This window comes from Luteimonas viscosa (assembly GCF_008244685.1).
GTDB lineage: Bacteria > Pseudomonadota > Gammaproteobacteria > Xanthomonadales > Xanthomonadaceae > Luteimonas > Luteimonas viscosa.
Map to the genome: position 1 here is coordinate 1,093,133 of NZ_VTFT01000001.1, position 19,631 is coordinate 1,112,763.

Here is a 19,631-nt window from a genome sequence, read left to right on the forward strand (position 1 = left end):
CCCGCTTCGTCCGCAGCGGCAACCCATCGCATTCGTCCGCACCGATGACCGCACACGGAACCACATGACCAGCCCCCTGAAGAACGATCGTTTCCTGCGCGCCCTGCGCCGCGAACCCGTGGACCGCACGCCCGTGTGGCTGATGCGCCAGGCCGGCCGCTACCTGCCCGAGTACCGCGCCACGCGCAAGGCCGCCGGCAGTTTCCTCGGCATGGCCAAGAACCCGGAGATCGCCTGCGAAGTGACCCTGCAGCCGCTGCGCCGGTTCGACCTCGATGCCGCGATCCTGTTCTCCGACATCCTCACCATCCCCGACGCGATGGGCCTGGGCCTGTATTTCGTCGAAGGCGAAGGCCCGAAGTTCGAGCGCACCGTGCGCAGCGCCGCCGATGCCGGGAGGCTGGACGTACCCGACATGGAGACCGAACTGCGCTACGTGATGGACGCGGTGCGCGTGATCCGCCGCGAACTGGGCGGTTCGGTGCCGCTGATCGGCTTCTCCGGCAGTCCGTGGACCCTGGCCTGTTACATGGTCGAAGGCGGCGGCAGCAAGGACTTCGCGCGGATCAAGGCGCTGGCGCTCAACGACCCGGCCACGCTGCACCGGCTGCTGGCGGTGAACACGGATGCGGTGATCGCCTACCTGTCCGCGCAGCGGGCCGCCGGTGCCCAGGCGCTGCAGGTGTTCGACACCTGGGGCGGCGTGCTGTCGCCCGCCATGTATCGCGAGTTCTCGCTTCCCTACCTGCAGCGGATCGCGCGCGAACTTCCCCGTACCGATGCAAGCGCCGGTGACGCTGCGCAGCGCACGCCGCTGATCCTGTTCGGCAAGGGCAATGCGGCCTATCTTGCGGATCTCGCGGACTCCGGCGCCGAGGGCGTCGGCGTCGACTGGCTGGTCGAACTCGGCGAAGCCGCGCACCGCACGCAGGGCAAGGTCGCACTCCAGGGCAACCTGGATCCGGCCACGCTGTACGGCTCGCCCGACGCCATCCGCCGCGAAGTGCGTCGCGCGCTCGACAGCTACCGCGACGGCAACGGCGGTTCGCGCGACGGCCACGTGTTCAACCTCGGACACGGCATGTCGCCCGACATGAACCCCGACCACGTCGCGGTGCTGGTGGACGAGGTGCACGGCTACAGCGCGCGCTGACGGCAGCCCGGCACAACCGGAGCGGGTGCGCGGCGTCAGGAGCTTGCCGGATCCTCGGGAGACCGGTTGTTCGCCTGCTGTGCGACGCGCAGCACCTCGGCCAGCATCGCGCCCGTCACCGGCTTGCGCAGGAAGGCGTCGAAGCCCGCCTGCTGGGTGGCGGCCTCGGCCTCGCCGTCGGCACGGGCGGTGACCGCGATCAGCGGCCGCGCGAATCCCTTCTGCCGCATCAGCTGGGCCAGCGTCAGGCCATCGATCCCGGGCAGGTCGAGGTCGAGCAATGCGGCGTCGAACGACTGCGCCGCGATCTCCGACAGGGCCGCCAGGCCGTGCGCGACATGGACGACGCGGTGGCCCTGTCCTTCCAGCAGGCCCGCCACCACCTCGGCGATGGTGGCGTCGTCCTCCACGAGCAGCAACGCCAGGCGATCGGCGCGGACGGCACGTTCGACGCTGGCGCCCGCCGGTGCCCGCACGGCCCGCACGGCCCGCAGCGGCAGCTCGACCAGGAAGCTGGTGCCCGCGCCGGGCGTGCTGTCGATCTCGATGCGCCCGCCCATCGCCGCGGCAAGTTCCTGCGAGATGGCCAGTCCCAGTCCGCTGCCGCCGTAGCGGGTGCTGGTGCGCGCACCGTCGGCCTGCTCGAAACGCCGGAACAGCCGCTGCTTCTGTTCCTCGTTCAGGCCAGGGCCGGTATCGCGCACGGTCAGGCAGACGCCGGAGGGCCGGCGCGGCTCGGCCTTCAGGGTGACGCTGCCGCGTTCGGTGAACTTGACCGCGTTGCCGAGCAGGTTGAGCAGGATCTGACGCACGCGCCCGACGTCGCCCTGCACCCAGCGCGGCACCCCGTCGGCGATGTTGCTGTCGAAGGCCAGGCCTCGCTGCTGCGCCAGCGGACGGCAGAATTCGACGGTTTCCCGGATCAACGCGTGCAGGTCGAAAGGCTGTTCGTCGAGTTCCAGCCGGTCGGCCTCGATCTTTGCCAGGTCCAGCGCGTCGTTGACCAGGCGCAGCAGGTGTTCGCCCGCACGCCGGATCGACTCGACGTGCCCACGCTGGCGCGCATCGAGATCGGTGCTGGCGAGCAGTTCGCTCATGCCCAGCACTCCGGTCATCGGGGTGCGCACCTCGTGCCCGAGGGTGGCGAGGAACCGGGTCTTCGCCAGCGACGCCTGCTCGGCCAGTTCGCGTTTCTCCTCGGCCAGCTGCCATGCGTGGCGGCGCTTGAGGCGCGCGCGGTACTGGTGCGCCACCAGCGCCAGCAGCAGCAGCGCCGACAGCACCCAGGCGAGCCTGGCCCACGTGGTGCGCCACCACGGCTCCTGCACCACGAATCGAAGGCGCTGCGCCGGCGTCCAGTCCAGGTCGGCAGTGCGCGCCTGCACCTCCAGGACGTAGTCGCCATGACCGAGGCTCGGGAACAGCCGCTCGCCGTTCGAGCCCACCTCGACCCATTCCGGGTCGTAGCCCTCGAGCCGGTAGCGGTAGCGGTGCGCATGCGCGTCGGTGAACGAGAGCAGTCGCGCGGCCACGCGCAGGTCGCGGTCTTCGTGACGCAGCACGATCGGCGCGTCGGCGGCCAGCGCGATGGTGGCCTCGCCACGGCGCACGCTGACCGATTCGATCGACAGGGTGGGTGCGCGCTCGCTGACCTGCACATGGCGCGGATGGAACAGCAGCAGTCCGTCGGCGGTTCCGACGCCGATGAAGCCACGCGCCGAAGGTTCGAACTGGTAGTCGCTGAACTGCTGGCTGGGCAGGCCGTCGAGCACGCTGTACACGCGCAGGCGGTCGCGCCCGGGGTCGTAGCGCACCAGTCCGCGCGGGGTGGTCATCCAAACAACGCCGAGATCGTCGGCGACCAGTCCGCCCGGCGCCACCGCAGGCAGGCCCTGGCGCGCGTCGACGGTCCGCTCGGCGATGAGTTCGGCGCCGGTCCAGCGATACGACACCAGCACCCCGTTGCCGCCCACCCAGACCGTGTCGTCGGGTGCGAAGCCGAACACGAACACCTGCCAGTGCGGTCCTCCGGGCACCGGCTCGAAGCGGCGCTCGCCCGCATTCCACATCAGCAGCCCGCCGCTGGTGGCCAGCCACAGCGCGCCGTCCGGCCCGCGCGACATCTGCTGCAGCGCGTTGTTGGCCGGAAACCCCTCCGGACCGCCCGCCACCACCAGCCTCCGCAGCGCGCCTCCGGGCGAACGCAGTTGCAACGCATCCGCCGCGCCCACCCAGACCGACCCGTCCGGCTCCTCGGCGATCTGGATGACGATGCCGGCCGGTGACGGATCGACCGGATCGTCCGCGTGCCAGCGCCGGATCTCGCCGGTCGCGGGCACGTAGCGCGTGAGCGAGCCATGGCAACCGATCCACACGCTGCGATCGCGCATCTCGCGCGCGACGTACGGCAGCCGGTCGCCGCACACCCTGGTGAGCCGATGCTCGATGCGCGCCTTGCCCGGATCCAGCCAGTCGAGCACGCCGCCGGTCCCCACCAGCCAGAGCCCGCCATCGCGCGCGGAGGTGACGCTGTGCACGAAGGCATTGCCGGAGGAGGCCGGATCGTCGAGCTGCCGGCGCAGCACGGTGAAATTGCGCCAGTTGGCGGGCAGGTGCCACAACCCGGTCTCGGTGCTGCCGAACCACAGTCCGCCCTCGCGATCCTCGAGCGCCGCCGACCACGACGGCCGCACCAGTCCGCGGCTGGTGTTGCTGTACAGCGGCACGTCGTAGACCACGCCGCCGCGTTCGATCGCCAGGCCGCTGCGGGTGTCCAGCCAGTGCGCACCCTGGCGATCCTCGACCAGCATGCCCAGGGGCGGATGGTCGAGGACGGGATCGCGCCACGGTGCAGGCTCGATCGCGCCATTCCGGTTGCGGTAGACGTAGGCGGCGGTGGACGTGCCGATCCACATGTCGCCGGCGCGGTCGGGCACCAGCGCGTTCACCGCCGGGTTCGGCCCCAGGTCTTGCAACAGGCGGTCGAAACCGTTGCCTGTCCAGCGGGCCGCGCCGTTGTAGGTGCCGACCCAGAGCACGCCTTCGCGGTCGACCCGCAGCCAGGTCACCGCCGGCGACGGCAGGCTGCGCGGATCGTCCGCATCGGGCATGAATCGCCGGATCGTGCCACTGTCGTCGAGCCGGTGCAGGCCGCCGTCGGAGGTGCCGAACCAGATCGCGCCATCCGGCGTCTGCGCGACCGACCACACGTCGTTGCTGCCGATCTGCGGGTGGGTATCGCGGTTGTAATGGACGAACGAGCGGCGCTGCGGGTCGAGCATCGCCAGGCCGGCGTTGTTGGTGCCGATCCAGACGCGGTCGCGGTCGTCGACGAAGACCGTCCAGATGTGGTTGCCGCCGAGCCCGTCGTCGGCGCGCCAGATCCGGTAGCCGACGCCGTCGTAGCGCGCCAGGCCGTCGCGCGTCGCGATCCACAGGTAGCCCTGGCGATCCTCGGCGAGCGCGTTGATCCGGTTCGACGGCAGGCCGTCGTACACGCTGATCTGGCGCGGCATCGGCAGGTGGGCGGCCTCGAGCGGCGGCTCGTCCGCACGCGCAGGCGCCAGCGCGAGCAGCCACCACATCCATGCTGTCCAGACGATCGTCCGCACCCGGCCTCCCCGGTCCCCGTCGTGCCCTGTCCCTGGCCAGTCGCGGCACCCGATCCGCATCCTCGCAACGCAACGTTGCCCGCGCAACCCCGGCGCCTGCCCGCAGCGGGGCCTAGAATGCAGCTGGACCCTGCCGGTCCGCCACGGTCCCCCGATGCTCCGCACCCCGCGCCTCTGGCTGTTCGCGATCCTCTGGCTGCTGTCCGCGCCGGGCGGGGCCGCGCGCGCGCAGCCAGCCCCCTATGCGCTCGACCCGGTGCACACGCGCATCCTGGTGGCGATCGACCATGCCGGCTTCTCCAGCGCGCTCGGCACCGTGTCCGGCGCGACCGGAACGCTGTGGTTCGATACCGCCGGCTGGACCGGTGCGCAGGTCGTCGTGGAGATCCCGCTGGGCCGCCTGGATTTCGGCGACGAGGACTGGAACCGCGCGACCCTCGCACGCAACCTGCTGGATGCGCAGGCGCATCCGGTCGCCACCTTCGCCTCCACCCGGATCGAGCCGCTCGACGAACGCAGCGCCATCGTGCACGGGGTGCTGCGCCTGCGCGGGGTCGAGCGGGAGGTGGCGCTGCACGTGGTGCGCAACGCGGCCAGACGGCATCCGCTGCCGCCGTTCCGGCGAACCGTGGGGTTCTCGGCCACCACCGTGCTGAGCCGCGCCGACTTCGGCATCACCGCATGGAAATCGGTGATCGGCGACGCCGTCGAGTTGCGGATCGAAGCCGAAGCCACGCGCACGCGCCTGCCGGCCGGGACCACCCCCCCGGCGGACGACGCGTCGCCGGCGGAGACCGCGGCCACCGAGGCGCACGAGCCGGATCTGCTGCCCGAGCCCGGGCCGGAAGAGCGGCAGGAACCCGATCCGGCGAACGTACCGAGCCCGCCGCCAGTCCAGGAACCCGCGCCATGAGCCTGAAGAACACCCGCGACCGCTGGGGCGGCGTCAGCCAGGCGTTCCACTGGCTGATCGTGCTGATGATCCTGGGCTTGGCCATCGTCGGCCTGACCATGGGCGAACTGCCGCGCACGCCTAAATACTTCTGGGTGTACACCGCGCACAAGTCGATGGGCATCAGCGTGCTGGTGCTGATGCTGGCGCGGCTGGGCTGGCGCCTGTACGCCGGCGCGCCCGTGCCGGTGGCGGGCACGCCACGCTGGCAGGCGGCGGTCGCCTCGGCCACCCACTGGGCGCTGTACGCGCTGGCGCTGGCGATGCCGCTGTCGGGCTGGCTCTACGATTCGGCCAGCGGGTTGCGGCCGTTCCGCTACTTCGGCCTGTTCGACATGCCCAAGCTGTCCGGGCCGAATGAATGGCTTGCCGAGCGCGCGCGCGACGCGCATGAACTCCTGTTCTGGGTGCTGGTCCTACTCGTGGCCGTCCATGCCGGCGCGGCGTTCTACCACCACCTGTTCCGCCGCGACGAGACCCTCGCGCGCATGCTCCCCGCGCGCAAGGTGCGCCCCGCCCCCCATCCGGAAACCGACCATGTCGCCTAAGCTGACCTCCCCCGCCGCCGTCGCCGCCATGCTGGTGGCGATGATGACCACGCCCGCTGCTGCCGCCGCTGCCGACTACGTGCAGGCGCCGGGCTCGTCGCTGGTGTTCGCGACCAAGTACGACGGCGAGGTGTTCACCGGCCGCTTCGGCGACTTCTCCACCAGGCTCAGCTTCGATCCGGCGGATCTCGACGCCGCCAGGCTCGAGGTGACCATCCAGCTCGCCGGCACCGCCACCGGCAACGAGGACCGGGACTCGACCCTGGCCGGCAGCGATTTCTTCGATGTCGCGAAGTTCGCCCAGGCGCGCTACGTGGCCGAGCGCTTCCGCGCCCTCGGCGGCGACGAGTACGCCGCCGACGGCACGCTCACCCTGCGTGGCGTCAGCAGGCCGGTCACGCTGACCTTCACCTGGACGCCGGGCTCGCCGGCGACACTGGCCGGCAGGGCGTCGGTGAAGCGGCTGGAGTTCGGCGTCGGCGGCGGCGACTGGGCCGATACCGGCGCGATCCCGGACGAGGTCGCGATCAGCACGCGGGTGTTCCTGCGGCCGGCGCGCTGACGGTCGCGACTGAAGAAACGGTCCGGCGCGATATCGACTGGCCGCGTCCGACCACCTTGCTCGCACGCCGTCTCCCTGCGCCCGTCATGCCCCGACGTCGCCGCGCCGGACACAGTCAGGTCGCTGCGCGGCGAACCGGTTCCTTCGTTCCCGCCGATGCCGGATGCCCCTTCAACCACCGGGCGGCGCCGGCGTAGGCAACGCATCGCCACCAGCCGGCGTCGGCGGCTCCCGCCGCACCAGCTCGAAGCAGCCGCGCGCACCGTCGTCTGCCAGCAGGCAGGCGCGGCGGTCGCGGCCATCGAGGTCGATCTCCAGTTCGAACACGCGGCCCGAACGCATCAGCAGCACCGCGTGCCAGGTGCCCTGGCGCACCCGCCACGGCGCGAAGCTCCCGTCGCGCGGCTGCAGCGGCACGTGGGCGTGGTCCGCGATCGTGCGGCGCAGGTTGGCCAGGTCGAGGTCGGCCGGCGCACTGGTGACCGCCCGCAGCAGGATCACGCGCTCGACGGAGGCCGCGTCGAGCACCTCGCCGACGGTCCGGCCCTGCCACCTCGGCGGGTCGTCCGGATCCGGCTTGGCCAGGTTCACGTCGGCCGCCATCGCGCCTCCCGCGAGCAACGTTCCCAGGGCCATGCTCCAGATCCTCATCGCAAGTGCGACTGCAGCGCCGCCAGGTCGAACGGCCAGTCCAGTTCGATGCCGCTGTCGGCCAGTCGCAGCACCGGCACGCGCTGGCCGTAGCGCGCCTCCAGCGCCGGATCGTCGTCGATGAACACGCTCTCCGGCTCGGGCAGGCGCGCCCGCGCGAGCAGGTCGATGGCCTGGTCGCACAGGTGGCAGTCGTCGCGCTGGTAGAGGATGTAGCGGGGCATCGCCGGTCCGCATGCGGAAAGGGCACAAGGTAAACCGTCGGCCGCGACGGCGCAGCGCGTCACGTCGGTTTCGATCGCAACCAATACAATGGCGCCACTTCCGCGCCAGGCGCACCGCAATGGCCGTCAGCACCTTCGACCTCTACAAGATCGGCATCGGACCGAGTTCCTCGCATACCGTGGGACCGATGCGCGCGGCCGCGCGCTTCGTCGAACGCTGGCTGGCGCAGCCCGGCCGCCTGCAGGACGTCGCCCGCATCCGCGCCGAGGTCTTCGGCTCGCTGGCCATGACCGGCCGCGGCCATGGCACCGACAAGGCGCTGCTGCTGGGCCTCGAGGGCCACCTGCCGAACCTGATCGATCCCGACCTCATCCCGTCCGCGCTGGCGCGCATCCGCGCCGACAGGCGCATCAACCTCGGCGGGCGCCACCCGCTCGCCTTCGACGAGAAGCGCGACCTGGCGATGAACAAGCGCCAGAAGCTGCCCTACCACACCAACGGCATGCGTTTCACCGCCTACGACGCGGGCGGCGAAGTGCTGGCCACGCGCGACTACTACTCGGTCGGCGGCGGCTTCGTGGTCAACCAGGACGAGGCCGCGGAGGATCGCATCGTCGCCGATACCACGCCGCTGCCGCACCCGTTCTCCAGCGGCGACGAACTGCTGGCCGAGGCCGCGCGCAGCGGGCTGACGATCGCGCAGATGATGTTCGAGAACGAACAGGCCTGGCGCACGCCCGACGAGATCCGCGACGGCCTGCGCGAACTGTGGGCGGCGATGCAGTCGTGCGTGGCACGCGGCATCCGCGAGACCGGCACCCTGCCCGGCGGGTTGCACGTCGCGCGCCGCGCGCCGGCGCTGCATGCCGAGCTCGCGGCCAAGCCCGAGGCCGCGATGCGCGACCCCCTGACCACGCTCGACTGGGTCAACCTCTATGCGCTCGCCGTCAACGAGGAGAACGCCGCGGGCGGCCGCGTCGTGACCGCCCCGACCAACGGCGCCGCCGGCATCCTGCCCGCGGTGCTGCACTACTACGACCGCTTCTGCCCGTCCTCGAACGAACAGGGCATCTTCGACTTCATGCTCACCGCCGCCGCCGTGGGCATCCTGTACAAGGAGAACGCCTCGATCAGCGGCGCCGAAGTCGGCTGCCAGGGCGAGGTCGGCGTCGCCTGCTCGATGGCCGCCGCCGGCCTGACCGCCGCGCTCGGCGGCACCCCCAGCCAGATCGAGAACGCCGCGGAGATCGGCATGGAACACAACCTCGGCCTGACCTGCGACCCGATCGGCGGCCTGGTGCAGATCCCCTGCATCGAACGCAACGCGATGGGCGCGGTGAAGGCGATCAATGCCTCGCGCATGGCGCTGCGCGGCGACGGCAAGCACAAGGTCAGCCTCGACAAGGTGATCAAGACCATGCGCGACACCGGCCGCGACATGCAGGACAAGTACAAGGAAACCTCGCGCGGCGGGCTGGCGGTGAACGTGATCGAATGCTGACGTCATCGCGTCGACGCATCGCGCGCTAGCATGCAGGTTCCAACGGCCTGCGAGACCACGATGCGCCTGTCGCCCTCCATCGCCGCGCTCGCGGCCCTGCTGCTGCCTGTGCAGCTCCTGGCATCCGACGCCCGCTACGGCGCCCGGCTCGAAGGCTTCGACTATCCGCATCCGGTGCGGATCCACGCATTCGAATCGCAACGCCAGGCGCTGGAAATGGCCTATCTCGACGTCGCGCCCACGGCGCCCGCCAACGGACGCACCGTGTTGCTGCTGCACGGCAAGAACTTCTGCGCGGCCACGTGGGAATCGGCGATCGGCGCGCTGACGGCCGCGGGCTATCGCGTGGTCGCGCCCGACCAGATCGGATTCTGCAAGTCCGGCAAGCCGGAGCGCTACCAGTATTCGTTCGCCCAGCTCGCCGGCAACACGCATGCCCTGCTGCAGTCGCTCGGCATCGAGCGCGCCATCATCGTCGGTCATTCGATGGGTGGGATGCTGGCGACGCGCTACGCGCTGCAGTATCCGCAGGCCAGCGAGCGCCTGGTGCTGGTCAATCCCATCGGGCTGGAGGACTGGAAAGCCGAAGGCGTGCCCTGGCGCAGCGTCGACCAGTGGTTCGAGCGCGAGGCGAAGACGACGTTCGACAGCATCCGCGACTACCAGCGCGAGGTGTACTACGGCGGACGATGGGCGCCCGAATACGAACGCTGGGTGCGGATGCTGGGTGGCATGTATGCCGGACCGGGGCGCGATGCGGTGGCATGGAGCCAGGCGCTGACCTCGGACATGGTGTTCAACCAGCCCGTGGTCCACGAACTCGAAGACATCGCGGTGCCGACGACACTGCTGATCGGGCGCAGGGACCGCACCGCCATCGGCAAGGACCTGGCGCCACCGGAACTCGCCAGGCGCCTGGGCGACTATCCTGCGCTCGGCAGGCGTGCGGCGGCGGCGATCCCCGGGGCGCAGCTGGTCGAGTTCGAGGACCTGGGCCATTCGCCGCAGGTGGAAGCGCCGGCGCGCTTCAACGAGGCACTGATCCGGTCCCTGGGCCCCTGAGCCGACCCTGCGGGATCCGGGAAATCGTGCAGCGCACGATGTAATCGATTACATACGCCGTTATCTTCACTTTCCACGTCTCGCGCGCAGTCCGCCGCACGACCCCGGGAGGCCGAAGATGTCCGCCACACTCAGCCGTCGCCGCCTGCTGCAGCTCATGGGGACCGCCACCGCCGGCGCGGCGCTGCCGAGCGCCCTGGCGCAGGCCCGCGAGCAGGCTGCCGAGCCAGTACGCAAGGTCGCCGACGGCGCGCCCAACATCCTGTTCATCATGACCGACGACCAGGCGTGCGGCGCGCTGGGCATCTACGGCAACGAGCTGCTGAAGACGCCGAACATGGACCGCATCGGCAACGAAGGCCTGCGCTTCGACGAAGCGTTCGTCACCACCTCGGTGTGCGCGCCCAGTCGCGCCAGCTTCCTGACCGGCCTGTACGCGCACACGCACGGCGTGACCAGCAACGGCGAGGAGCCGGGCTGGTACGAGCAGATGGGCCTGCGCCACGACCAGATCACGTACCCGATGCTGCTGCAGAAGGCCGGCTACCACACCGCGATGGTCGGCAAGTGGCACATCAAGTCGATGCCCACCGGTTTCGACCACTGGGCGATCCTGCGCGGACAGGGCAGCTACTTCGATCCGCAGTTCATCGTCAACGGGGCGCCGGTGCGTTTCCGCGGTCATACCGACGACGTGATCGGCGACCAGGCCCTGCACTACCTGCAGCAGCGGCCGGACGACCGGCCGTTCTGCCTGTGCTACCAGTTCAAGGCGCCGCACGGTCCCTGGGAACCGGACCCGCGCTTCTACGACGCGTTCAAGGACGTGGAGGTGCCGCTGCCGCCCGGCTTCGGCGAGCCGCAGCCCGGGGACGCGCCGGTCGCGTTCTCGAAGACCACGCAGGAGATCGCCCACATGGGCGATTTCTTCCGCGACAACGAGCGCCGCAAGGCGCAGGTGGATCCCGACCTGCCCGAGGAAGAGCGCCTGCGGGAAGTCTTCCAGGCCTACGTCCGCAACTACTATCGCGTGCTGCTGGGCGTGGACGAGAACGTCGGCCGGGTGCTGGATTTCCTCGACGAGCACGGGCTGGCCGACAACACCATCGTCGTCTACACCTCCGACAACGGCATGTTCCTCGGCGAACACGGCTTCTACGACAAGCGGCTGATGCTGGAGCCGTCGATCCGGGTACCGATGCTGATGCGCTGGCCGCGCGGGATCCGCGCCGGCGGCGTGGACGACCGGCACATGGTATTGAACGTCGACGTCGCGCCGACTCTGCTGGAACTGGCCGGCGTGGACGCGCCCGACTGGATGCAGGGCCGCAGCTGGACACCGCTGCTGCAGGGCGAGCCCGCGGATTGGCGCGAGGATTTCCTGTACGAGTGGTACGAGTATCCGGCGGTGCACTGCGCGCGCAAGCACCGCGGCGTGCGCACGCGGCGCTGGAAGCTGATCCACTTCTGGGAGCAGCCGGACGAGTGGGCGCTGTACGACCTGGAGAACGACCCGCTGGAACGCGACAACCTGTATGCCGACCCGGCGCACGCCGCCACCGTCGCGCGGCTGCAGGCGCGCATCACCGAACTGCGCGCATCGATCGGCGACGTCGACCCGCCGGGCCACGTCGCCCCGCGCCTGCAGCCGGGCAAATGCCCGGCCTGAGCAGCCGCGAGGCGGCGTCCGCCCGCGCCGCTCAGGCGACCTGGTGCGCGATCCGCAACACGTCGTCGAGCAGCGCCGCCGCGGTCACGCCGGCGCCGGCACCGGGACCCTGGATCACCAGCGGGCGATCGGGGTAGCGGTCGCTGAAGATCGCGGCGCGGTTCTCGGTGCCGTGCCCGCTGGCCAGCGGATGCGACAGCGGCAGCGCGCGCAGACCCACGCTGGCGCCGCGCTCGGCGTCGAAGCGGCCGATGAAGCACAGCCGCGCATCGTTGCGGTAGGCGTTGATGAAGCGCTCGCGCAGCGGCGTATCGAGCGTGGTGAGCTGGGCATCGACCGCGTCGGCCGGCGCATCGCGCAGCGCGTCGGGTACCAGCGACGAGACGTTGATGTCGCGTCCTTCCAGCGGCAGCCCCGCCGCACGGGCGAGGATCAGCAGCTTGCGGCGCACGTCCTCGCCCGACAGGTCCTGGCGTGGATCGGGCTCGGCGTAGCCGGCGTCGCGCGCCTCGCGCACCAGGTCGGAGAACGGACGGGTGTCGTCGAAGCGCGACAGCAGCCAGGCCAGCGACCCCGACAGCACGCCTTCCACCGCGTGGATGCGGTCGCCGCCGGCGACCAGTTCGCGGATCAGCCGCAGCAGCGGCAGGCCGGCGCCGACCGTGGCCGAATCGCCGTAGCGCGCGCCTTCCTTCTGCGCGTCGACGATCGCCTGCGCGCGCGCGAGGTCGCCGCCATTGCCGAGCTTGTTGGCGGTCACCACGTGGATGCCGCGCAGCAGCCATTCCGCGTGCCAGCCGGCGACGGTGTCGCTGGCGGTGGCGTCGATGACGATGTCTCCGCGTGCCAGCGCCTCGCCCTCGGCCCAGGGCGGGACCGCAGTCGATTGCCGGGACGCGGCTCGCGCGGCGGCGATCGCCTCCTCCAGCGAGCCTTCGTTGACCACCTGCGCCCGTGAGTTGCTCAGCCAGGCGAATGGCGGCAAGGCCACGCCCTTGTCCAGCAGCTGCCGGTAACGCGCCACCACCGCGCTGCCGACCACGCCGGTGCCGAGCAGGGCGATGCGCCCTTCGCGCGCGCCGGAGGAAGCGGCACGGATCCTCGTCACGGTGCTCATGCGTCCACCCGCTTCAGGACCGCGTCCTGCCTGTCGATGGCGCCCTGCGCGCGTGCCAGCGCATCGGCGAGATCGGCCTGCAGGTCGGCCTGGGCCTCGATGCCGACGGACAGCCGCAGCAATCCGTCGGGAATGCCTGCCGCGGCCCGCGCCTCGGGCGTCATCGCCGCATGGGTCATCGTGGCCGGGTGCGCGACCAGGCTCTCGACCCCGCCGAGCGACTCCGCCAGGGTGAAGTACTGGAGGCCGTCGACGAAGGCGCGCACCGCCTCGACGCCGCCATCGAGTTCCAGCGACAGCATCGCGCCGAAACCGGTCTGCTGGCGCGCGGCCAGCGCATGTCCCGGATGCGAGGCCAGGCCGGGGTAGTGCACCTTCGCCACCGCCGGATGCGCCTCGAGCTGCTGCGCGATCGCCTGCGCGTTCTCCTGGTGCACGCGCAGGCGTGCGTCCAGGGTGCGCAGTCCGCGCAGGGTCAGGAAGGCGTCGAACGGCGCGCCGGTGATGCCCAGCGCGTTCGCCCACCAGGTGAGGCGCTCGTGCAGTTCCGGGGTCCGGGCCACCACCGCGCCGCCGACCACGTCGCTGTGGCCGTTGATGTACTTGGTGGTCGAATGCACCACCACGTCGGCACCGAACGCGATCGGCGTCTGCAGCGCCGGCGACAGGAAAGTGTTGTCGACCACGGTGAGCGCGCCGGCGCGCTGCGCGGCCTCGATCACGAAGCGCAGGTCGGTCACCCGCAGCAGCGGATTGGATGGGGTTTCGATCAGCACCAGCTTCGGCGACTGCGCCAGCGCGTCGGCCAGCGAGCGCGGATCGGTGAGGTCGGCGGTGACCAGCCTGAAGTGGCCCTTGGCGGCCAGCGCGTTGAACAGGCGCCAGCTGCCGCCGTAGGCATCGTGCGGCACCACCAGGGTGTCGCCGGTCTCGAGCAGCGCATTGAGCACCAGGGTGATCGCGCCCATGCCGGTCGCCGTGACCACGCCGCCGGCGCCGCCCTCGAGTTCGGCCAGCGCCTCGCCGAGCAGGTCGCGGGTCGGGTTGCCGCTGCGGGTGTAGTCGTAGGCACGCTTGTTGCCGAAGCCGTCGAAGCTGAAGTTGCTCGACAGCACGATCGGCGGCGTGACCGCGCCGAAGGCGGCATCGCGGTCGATGCCGGCGCGGACCGCGCGCGTCGCGGGGCGGCGACAATCGACGGCAGCGGCGTTGGGGGGCGTGGCGGTCATGCGGGATCTCCGGGGTTGTGCAGCACGCCGGCGAGGATGCCGTCGATGCGGTCGGTTTCTTTCAAGAAGGCGTCGTGGCCGTAGGGCGAGCGCAATACGCGCAGCTGGCCGGCGTGGCCGAGGCCTTCGACCAGCGCCACCGAATCGGACAGCGGCACCAGGCGGTCGCCCTCGACCGCGACCACCAGCGTCGGCACCGCCACCTGGGAGGGGTCGATGCGGTGCAGGTCGATCGATTCGGACAGCCGCAGCCAGGCGTTGACCGGCGTGCGCGCGACGAAACGCGCGCCGGCCGCATCCAGGTAATCCTCGGCGGCGACGCGCACGCGGCCGTTGCTCACTTCCGGCGGCGCGTCGAAGCGCTCCTCGAATTCTTCCGGCGTGCGGTAGCTGAGCATCGCGAACTGGCGCGCCAGCGACAGGCCCTGCACGTCGGCGCACTGCAACTGGCCCAGCGCCACCGCCTTGCGCTGCAGCGCGCGCCATGCCGCAGCGTAGGGGTGGGCGCGATGCGCGCCGCTGACCGCGACCAGCTTCGCCAGCCGGCGCGGATGCCGGACGGCGAACTGCAGCCCCACCAGGGCGCCATAGGAATAGCCGACGAACGCCTGCAGTGCCTCGACATGCAGGGCATCGAGCAGGGCCGCGACCGCATCGGCCTGGTCGGCGGTGTCGATCGGCGCGTCGGTGCGGCCGTCCGCGCCGACGTAGTCGAAGCCCAGGACACGCGTCTTCGCCGGATCCAGCGCGCGGCCGTCGCCGGCCAGGTCGCCGGCCCAGCCGGCTTCGGGGAACGCGGCGCTGGCGACGACGTGGCGATGCGCGGAGATGCCGCCGGCCACCAGCACCACCGGCGCGCCGGGGGGGCCCAGGAGTTCCCAGGCGATGCGGACCCGATGCACGCCCGCGTGGCGCAGCGGCAGGTCGAATTCGAACTCGCCGCGGCATGCCGGCGGCGCTTCGACGTCCGCCGCGCACAGCGCCGACGCCGCGACGGCGTCGAACGAAGGCAGCATGCGGGCGGGAAGGTCGACAAGGCTCATCTGGCGCGATCCGGCGAAGGGACGGCCATCGGGCTTGCGGGGATCGGAAGACGCCGGGGCTGCCGGCAAGATGCGCATCCACCACGGGCGGCGTTGCGCAACCATCTTCCGGTGGACACCAGGTCCCCGCAGGAGTTGGCACCGCGACAGGCACGACCTTGCGGTCGTCCCCATCAGGTTGCCCCGGCGTCTTCGGGCCTGTCCCTCAGCCGGTCTCGATGGATGGACGCAGCTTGCCGGCCCTTCCGGCGTTTGTCAATCGCTTCATGCCGATGAAGCGATATTCCGTTTGCGCGGGGGTTCCGGCGATAATCCGGTCATGCGCCTTGCCCTCCCCCTCCTGGCGGCCCTGTTGCTGGCCGCCTGCGCGACTCCGCGCGCGCCTGCCCCGTCCGGCTCCCAGGCTTCGCCGCCCGCCGGCGTCGTCACCGTGCCCGAACGGTACGTCACCATCGAGAACCCGGAAGACGAACTGGATTCGCTCGCCACCTGGCCCACCGAGGACGGCGGCACCTGGCTGATCGCCACCGCCAAGAACACCCACGAACTGGTGGTGTTCGACGCCGACAGCGGCGAGCAGCTGCGCAGCGTCGGCCATCGCGGCGCCGCCGATGGCGAGTTCCTGCGGCCCAATGGCGTCTTCGTCCACGGCGACGTGCTGTTCGTGTCCGAGCGCGACAACCGCCGGGTACAGATGCTGCGGCTGCCGGATTTCCGGCCGCTGGGCAGTTTCGGCGAGGGCGAGCTGCGCAGCCCTTACGGGCTCTGGGTGCACGAACCGGTGCCGGGCGAACTGCATGCGTACGTCACCGACAGCTTCATGGAAGGACCGCGCTTCGACGTGGTGCCGCCACTGGAGACACTCGACCGGCGCGTGCGCCGCTACCGCATCCGGTTCGACCCCGCCGGCATGCCGATCGTGCACGCCGCGGGCCACTTCGGCGATACCCGCGAGGCGACCGCGCTGCGGATGGTCGAGTCGTTGCTCGGCGACCCGGCGCACGACCGGCTGCTGGTCGCGGACGAGGACCGCCGCCACGCCACCGCGCTGCGCGAGTACACGCTCGACGGCCGCTTCACCGGGGGCGGAATCGCGCCCGGGGTGTTTCTGGCCGATCCCGAGGGGATCGCACTGTGGGCCTGCACCGCCGACACCGGCTACTGGATCGCTGCGGACCAATTGCGTCCGCTGACGATCTTCCGGGTGTTCGACCGGATCACACTGGCGCCGCGCGGGACGTTCTCGGGCCAGGTCACGGCCTGGACCGACGGCGTCGCGCTGTACGCCGGCGCCACCGCGCGCTTCCCCACCGGCGCGCTGTTCGCGGTCCACGACGATCGCGCGGTCGCGGCCTTCGACCTGGGCGACATCGCCCGCGCGCTGCAGCTCGATCCGGCCTGCGTGCGGTGAAGCCGGCCGCGCTTCTGCCCGGTATCGCGCTGGTCGCGCTGGGCATGGGTGCGGTGCAGGCGTCGCAGGTCTATCGCTGGACCGATGCCCAGGGCCACGCGCAATACGCCGATCGCCTAGACGAACGGGTACCGGCGCAGGCCGTCGCCAGGCTCGAGGTCCCGGTCGAGGCCGCCGTGGTCGCGCGACTGCGTGTCGAGCAGGGCGACGCGGGCGCGCTCGCCTGGGTCGACAACCTGCTGGCCGGGCCGATCGAGGTGATGCTGCATGCCGATGGTGGCGGTTCTCTGGTGAGCGATCCGGCGCTGCCCGCGCGTGGCACGGTGGCGGCGCAGTCGGGCGCGCTGCTGGCGCGGATCGTGCAGGGCAACCCGCGCCTGCGCGTGGCGGCGGTCCCCGGCACGCCCAATGCGCGACCACGCGATGTCGAATACGGCTACCCGCTGCAGACCGCCTCGCTGCGGATCCAGCAGGCCTGGGATGGCGGCTTCAGCCACGCCGACGACGAGAACCGCCACGCGGTCGACTTCGCCGCGCCGCTCGGCACTCCCGTGCTCGCCGCACGCGATGGCGTGGTGATGCAGTCGGAAGCGGGGTTCGGCGACGCCACGCCGGGCGAGGACGACGCGGGGCTGGTCGCGCGCGCGAACTTCATCCGCGTGTTGCACGACGACGGCACCATGGCGCTGTACGCCCACCTGCAGACGGGTGGGGTGCTGGTACGCCTCGGCCAGCACGTGCGCCGTGGCCAGGTCATCGGGCTCTCCGGCAATACCGGGCGCAGTACCGCGCCGCACCTGCATTTCGTGGTGCAGGCCAACCGCGGCATGCGGCTGCAGTCGGTGCCGTTCCGGATGTTCGGTCCGCACGGGATCCTGCGGTTCGGCAACGCGCGGGCCGGCGGCGGCTGAGGCCGGTCACGTTCGCCCGCGCCTGGCCGCCGCCTGCCGGGCGTTGCCGCACCGGCAATCGGAACGGGTTGCCCACCGGCCTCGACCGGGACCATATCCGCAGCGCGCGCACCGCTGCGCCTATAATCCACGCCCCGCCCTGCCCCGATCCGCGCACGCCCGTGCGCGCCAAGCATGCCCGACGTTTCCGCCGAAGCCGCCCGCCGCCGTACCTTCGCGATCATCTCGCATCCCGACGCCGGCAAGACCACGCTGACCGAGAAGCTGCTGCTGTTCGGCGGTGCGATCCAGATGGCAGGCAGCGTCAAGGGGCGCAAGGCCGCGCGCCACGCCACCTCCGACTGGATGGCACTGGAGAAGGAACGCGGCATCTCGGTCACCAGTTCGGTGATGCAGTTCCCCTACGAGGGCCGCATCGTCAACCTGCTCGACACCCCCGGCCACGCCGACTTCGGCGAGGACACCTACCGGGTGCTGACCGCGGTCGACTCGGCGCTGATGGTGATCGACGTCGCCAAGGGCGTCGAGGAGCGCACGATCAAGCTGATGGAGGTGTGCCGCATGCGCGACACGCCGATCATGACCTTCATCAACAAGCTCGACCGCGAAGGCAAGGATCCGATCGACCTGCTGGACGAGGTGGAAAGCGTGCTCGGCATCCAGTGCGCGCCGGTGACCTGGCCGATCGGCATGGGACAGCGGCTCAAGGGCGTGGTCCACCTGGTGACCGGCGAAGTGCACCTGTACGAGCCCGGCCGCAACTTCACCCGTCAGGATTCGACGATCTTCCCGTCGCTGGACGCGCCGGGGCTGGAGCAACGGATCGGCGCCGACATGCTGGCCGACCTGCGCGAGGAACTGGAGCTGGTGCAGGGCGCCAGCCATCCCTTCGACATCGAGGCCTATCTCGCCGGGCGGCAGACGCCGGTGTTCTTCGGCTCCGGCGTCAACAACTTCGGTGTGCAGCCGCTGCTGGACTTCTTCGTCGAACACGCGCCCTCGCCGAGGATGCGCGACACGACCACGCGCAAGGTCGCGCCGACCGAAGGCGCGCTGACCGGCTTCGTCTTCAAGATCCAGGCCAACATGGACCCGCAGCACCGCGACCGCGTCGCCTTCATGCGCGTGTGCTCGGGACGCTTCAGCGCCGGGATGAAGGTGTTCCACGCCCGCACCGGCAAGGACATGAAGCTGGCCAATGCGCTGACCTTCATGGCCAGCGACCGCGAGATCGCCGCCGAGGCGTTCCCCGGCGACGTGATCGGCATCCACAACCACGGCACGATCTCGATCGGCGACACGTTCACCGAAGGCGAGCCGCTCGCCTTCACCGGCATCCCCAACTTCGCACCCGAGCTGTTCCGCCGCGCCCGGCTGCGCGATCCGCTCAAGCTCAAGCAGCTGCAGAAGGGGCTGGCCCAGCTGTCGGAAGAAGGCGCCACCCAGTTCTTCCGCCCGCTGATGAGCAACGACCTGATCCTCGGCGCGGTGGGCGTGCTGCAGTTCGACGTGGTCGCCTACCGGCTCAAGGACGAGTACGGCGTCGATGCCGCCTTCGAACCCGTGCAGGTGGCGACCGCGCGCTGGGTGAAATGCGAGGACGCGAAGAAGCTGGAAGAGTTCCGCGACAAGCACGCGATGAACCTGGCGATCGACGGCGCCGGCGAACTGGTCTATCTCGCGCCGACGCGGGTCAACCTGCAGCTGGCGGAGGAGCGCGCGCCGGCGGTCCGGTTCATGGCCACACGCGAGCACGCGCACGCCGTCGCCGTCGACTGAGCCCGCTGCGACGCCGCGCGCCACGCTTGCGCGCTGGTCCATCGGCCAAGCCGCCTGCCGGCACGACCAGGAGACCACATCGCGGCGGGAGCGCGCCTCCGGCTCGTGCGGATCCGGATCGGAATCCGGATCCGCATGATCGACGCACGCCGCAGCATGCTGCAATGCGGTAACGTACGGACGTGAGCCGCCCCCACTCCAGTTTCA

16 protein-coding genes and 1 riboswitch are annotated in these 19,631 nt (G+C 70.9%); of the genes, 10 read left to right on the forward strand and 6 right to left on the reverse strand.

Translation table 11 applies throughout. From position 1 onward, the window contains the following. Positions 1–64 precede the first annotated feature (64 nt). Entirely contained in the window at positions 65–1,153 is a 1,089-nt protein-coding gene (hemE, locus tag FZO89_RS05050) for a uroporphyrinogen decarboxylase (RefSeq protein ID WP_149102224.1), read from the forward strand. Between the two features lie 35 nt (positions 1,154–1,188). Here the strand turns inward: hemE and FZO89_RS05055 are convergent, their stop codons facing one another. Beyond that, complete coding sequence (locus FZO89_RS05055; protein ID WP_149104046.1) at positions 1,189–4,737, reverse strand: sensor histidine kinase; 3,549 nt, start codon at positions 4,735–4,737, stop codon at positions 1,189–1,191. A 181-nt stretch (positions 4,738–4,918) separates the two neighbouring features. Between FZO89_RS05055 and FZO89_RS05060 the strand changes: the two genes are divergently transcribed. The 3 genes from FZO89_RS05060 to FZO89_RS05070 are packed head-to-tail and all read left to right on the forward strand — an operon-like array spanning position 4,919 to position 6,826. After that, positions 4,919–5,677 (forward strand): YceI family protein, encoded by a 759-nt coding sequence (locus FZO89_RS05060; protein WP_149102225.1) that lies wholly within the window; start codon positions 4,919–4,921, stop codon positions 5,675–5,677. Further along, positions 5,674–6,264 carry a cytochrome b gene (locus FZO89_RS05065; RefSeq protein ID WP_149102226.1) on the forward strand — a complete coding sequence of 197 codons (591 nt, stop codon included), beginning with the start codon at positions 5,674–5,676 and terminating at the stop codon, positions 6,262–6,264. Before FZO89_RS05060 ends, FZO89_RS05065 begins: the two co-directional genes overlap by 4 nt. Continuing rightward, entirely contained in the window at positions 6,254–6,826 is a 573-nt protein-coding gene (locus FZO89_RS05070; RefSeq protein WP_149102227.1) for a YceI family protein, read from the forward strand. The genes FZO89_RS05065 and FZO89_RS05070 overlap by 11 nt, the downstream gene beginning before the upstream one ends. A 171-nt stretch (positions 6,827–6,997) precedes the next feature. On the opposite strand, the gene FZO89_RS05075 is transcribed toward FZO89_RS05070, so the two are convergent. Both FZO89_RS05075 and FZO89_RS05080 read right to left on the reverse strand, forming a co-directional pair. Then, positions 6,998–7,462: a hypothetical protein gene (locus FZO89_RS05075; protein ID WP_149102228.1), complete on the reverse strand. Its 465-nt coding sequence runs from the start codon at positions 7,460–7,462 to the stop codon at positions 6,998–7,000. Between the two features lie 11 nt (positions 7,463–7,473). Next, positions 7,474–7,701, reverse strand: a complete 228-nt coding sequence (locus tag FZO89_RS05080) for a glutaredoxin family protein (RefSeq protein WP_149102229.1) — start codon at positions 7,699–7,701, stop codon at positions 7,474–7,476. 119 nt (positions 7,702–7,820) lie between these two features. Here FZO89_RS05080 and FZO89_RS05085 point away from each other — a divergent pair, with 119 nt between their 5' ends. From FZO89_RS05085 to FZO89_RS05095, 3 genes are all read left to right on the forward strand, one after another. Continuing rightward, entirely contained in the window at positions 7,821–9,203 is a 1,383-nt protein-coding gene (locus FZO89_RS05085; protein ID WP_149102230.1) for an L-serine ammonia-lyase, read from the forward strand. Positions 9,204–9,263: 60 nt separating this feature from the next. Beyond that, positions 9,264–10,265: an alpha/beta fold hydrolase gene (locus tag FZO89_RS05090; RefSeq protein WP_149104047.1), complete on the forward strand. Its 1,002-nt coding sequence runs from the start codon at positions 9,264–9,266 to the stop codon at positions 10,263–10,265. A 118-nt stretch (positions 10,266–10,383) separates the two neighbouring features. After that, complete coding sequence (locus FZO89_RS05095; protein WP_149102231.1) at positions 10,384–11,934, forward strand: sulfatase/phosphatase domain-containing protein; 1,551 nt, start codon at positions 10,384–10,386, stop codon at positions 11,932–11,934. Positions 11,935–11,965: 31 nt separating this feature from the next. Here FZO89_RS05095 and FZO89_RS05100 read toward each other — a convergent pair whose 3' ends face one another. From FZO89_RS05100 to metX, 3 genes are read right to left on the reverse strand one after another with little or no spacing between them, the layout of a single operon-like run. Then, a complete protein-coding gene (locus FZO89_RS05100; protein WP_149102232.1) occupies positions 11,966–13,051 on the reverse strand; it encodes a homoserine dehydrogenase family protein in 1,086 nt (361 codons plus the stop codon). Then, positions 13,048–14,280 (reverse strand): O-succinylhomoserine (thiol)-lyase, encoded by a 1,233-nt coding sequence (locus FZO89_RS05105; RefSeq protein ID WP_149102233.1) that lies wholly within the window; start codon positions 14,278–14,280, stop codon positions 13,048–13,050. The genes FZO89_RS05100 and FZO89_RS05105 overlap by 4 nt, the downstream gene beginning before the upstream one ends. Beyond that, positions 14,277–15,323, reverse strand: coding sequence for a homoserine O-succinyltransferase MetX (metX, locus tag FZO89_RS05110; protein ID WP_149102234.1), 1,047 nt, complete (start codon positions 15,321–15,323; stop codon positions 14,277–14,279). Before metX ends, FZO89_RS05105 begins: the two co-directional genes overlap by 4 nt. A 98-nt stretch (positions 15,324–15,421) precedes the next feature. Further along, positions 15,422–15,548, reverse strand: a riboswitch (SAM riboswitch). A 94-nt stretch (positions 15,549–15,642) separates the two neighbouring features. Here metX and FZO89_RS05115 point away from each other — a divergent pair. The 3 genes from FZO89_RS05115 (at position 15,643) to FZO89_RS05125 (ending at position 19,424) form a co-directional block, all read left to right on the forward strand. Further along, positions 15,643–16,734 carry an NHL repeat-containing protein gene (locus tag FZO89_RS05115; RefSeq protein ID WP_149102235.1) on the forward strand — a complete coding sequence of 364 codons (1,092 nt, stop codon included), beginning with the start codon at positions 15,643–15,645 and terminating at the stop codon, positions 16,732–16,734. Next, positions 16,731–17,645, forward strand: coding sequence for a peptidoglycan DD-metalloendopeptidase family protein (locus FZO89_RS05120; protein WP_149102236.1), 915 nt, complete (start codon positions 16,731–16,733; stop codon positions 17,643–17,645). The genes FZO89_RS05115 and FZO89_RS05120 overlap by 4 nt, the downstream gene beginning before the upstream one ends. A 174-nt stretch (positions 17,646–17,819) precedes the next feature. Further along, positions 17,820–19,424 carry a peptide chain release factor 3 gene (locus FZO89_RS05125; protein ID WP_149102237.1) on the forward strand — a complete coding sequence of 535 codons (1,605 nt, stop codon included), beginning with the start codon at positions 17,820–17,822 and terminating at the stop codon, positions 19,422–19,424. Positions 19,425–19,631: the final 207 nt, after the last annotated feature.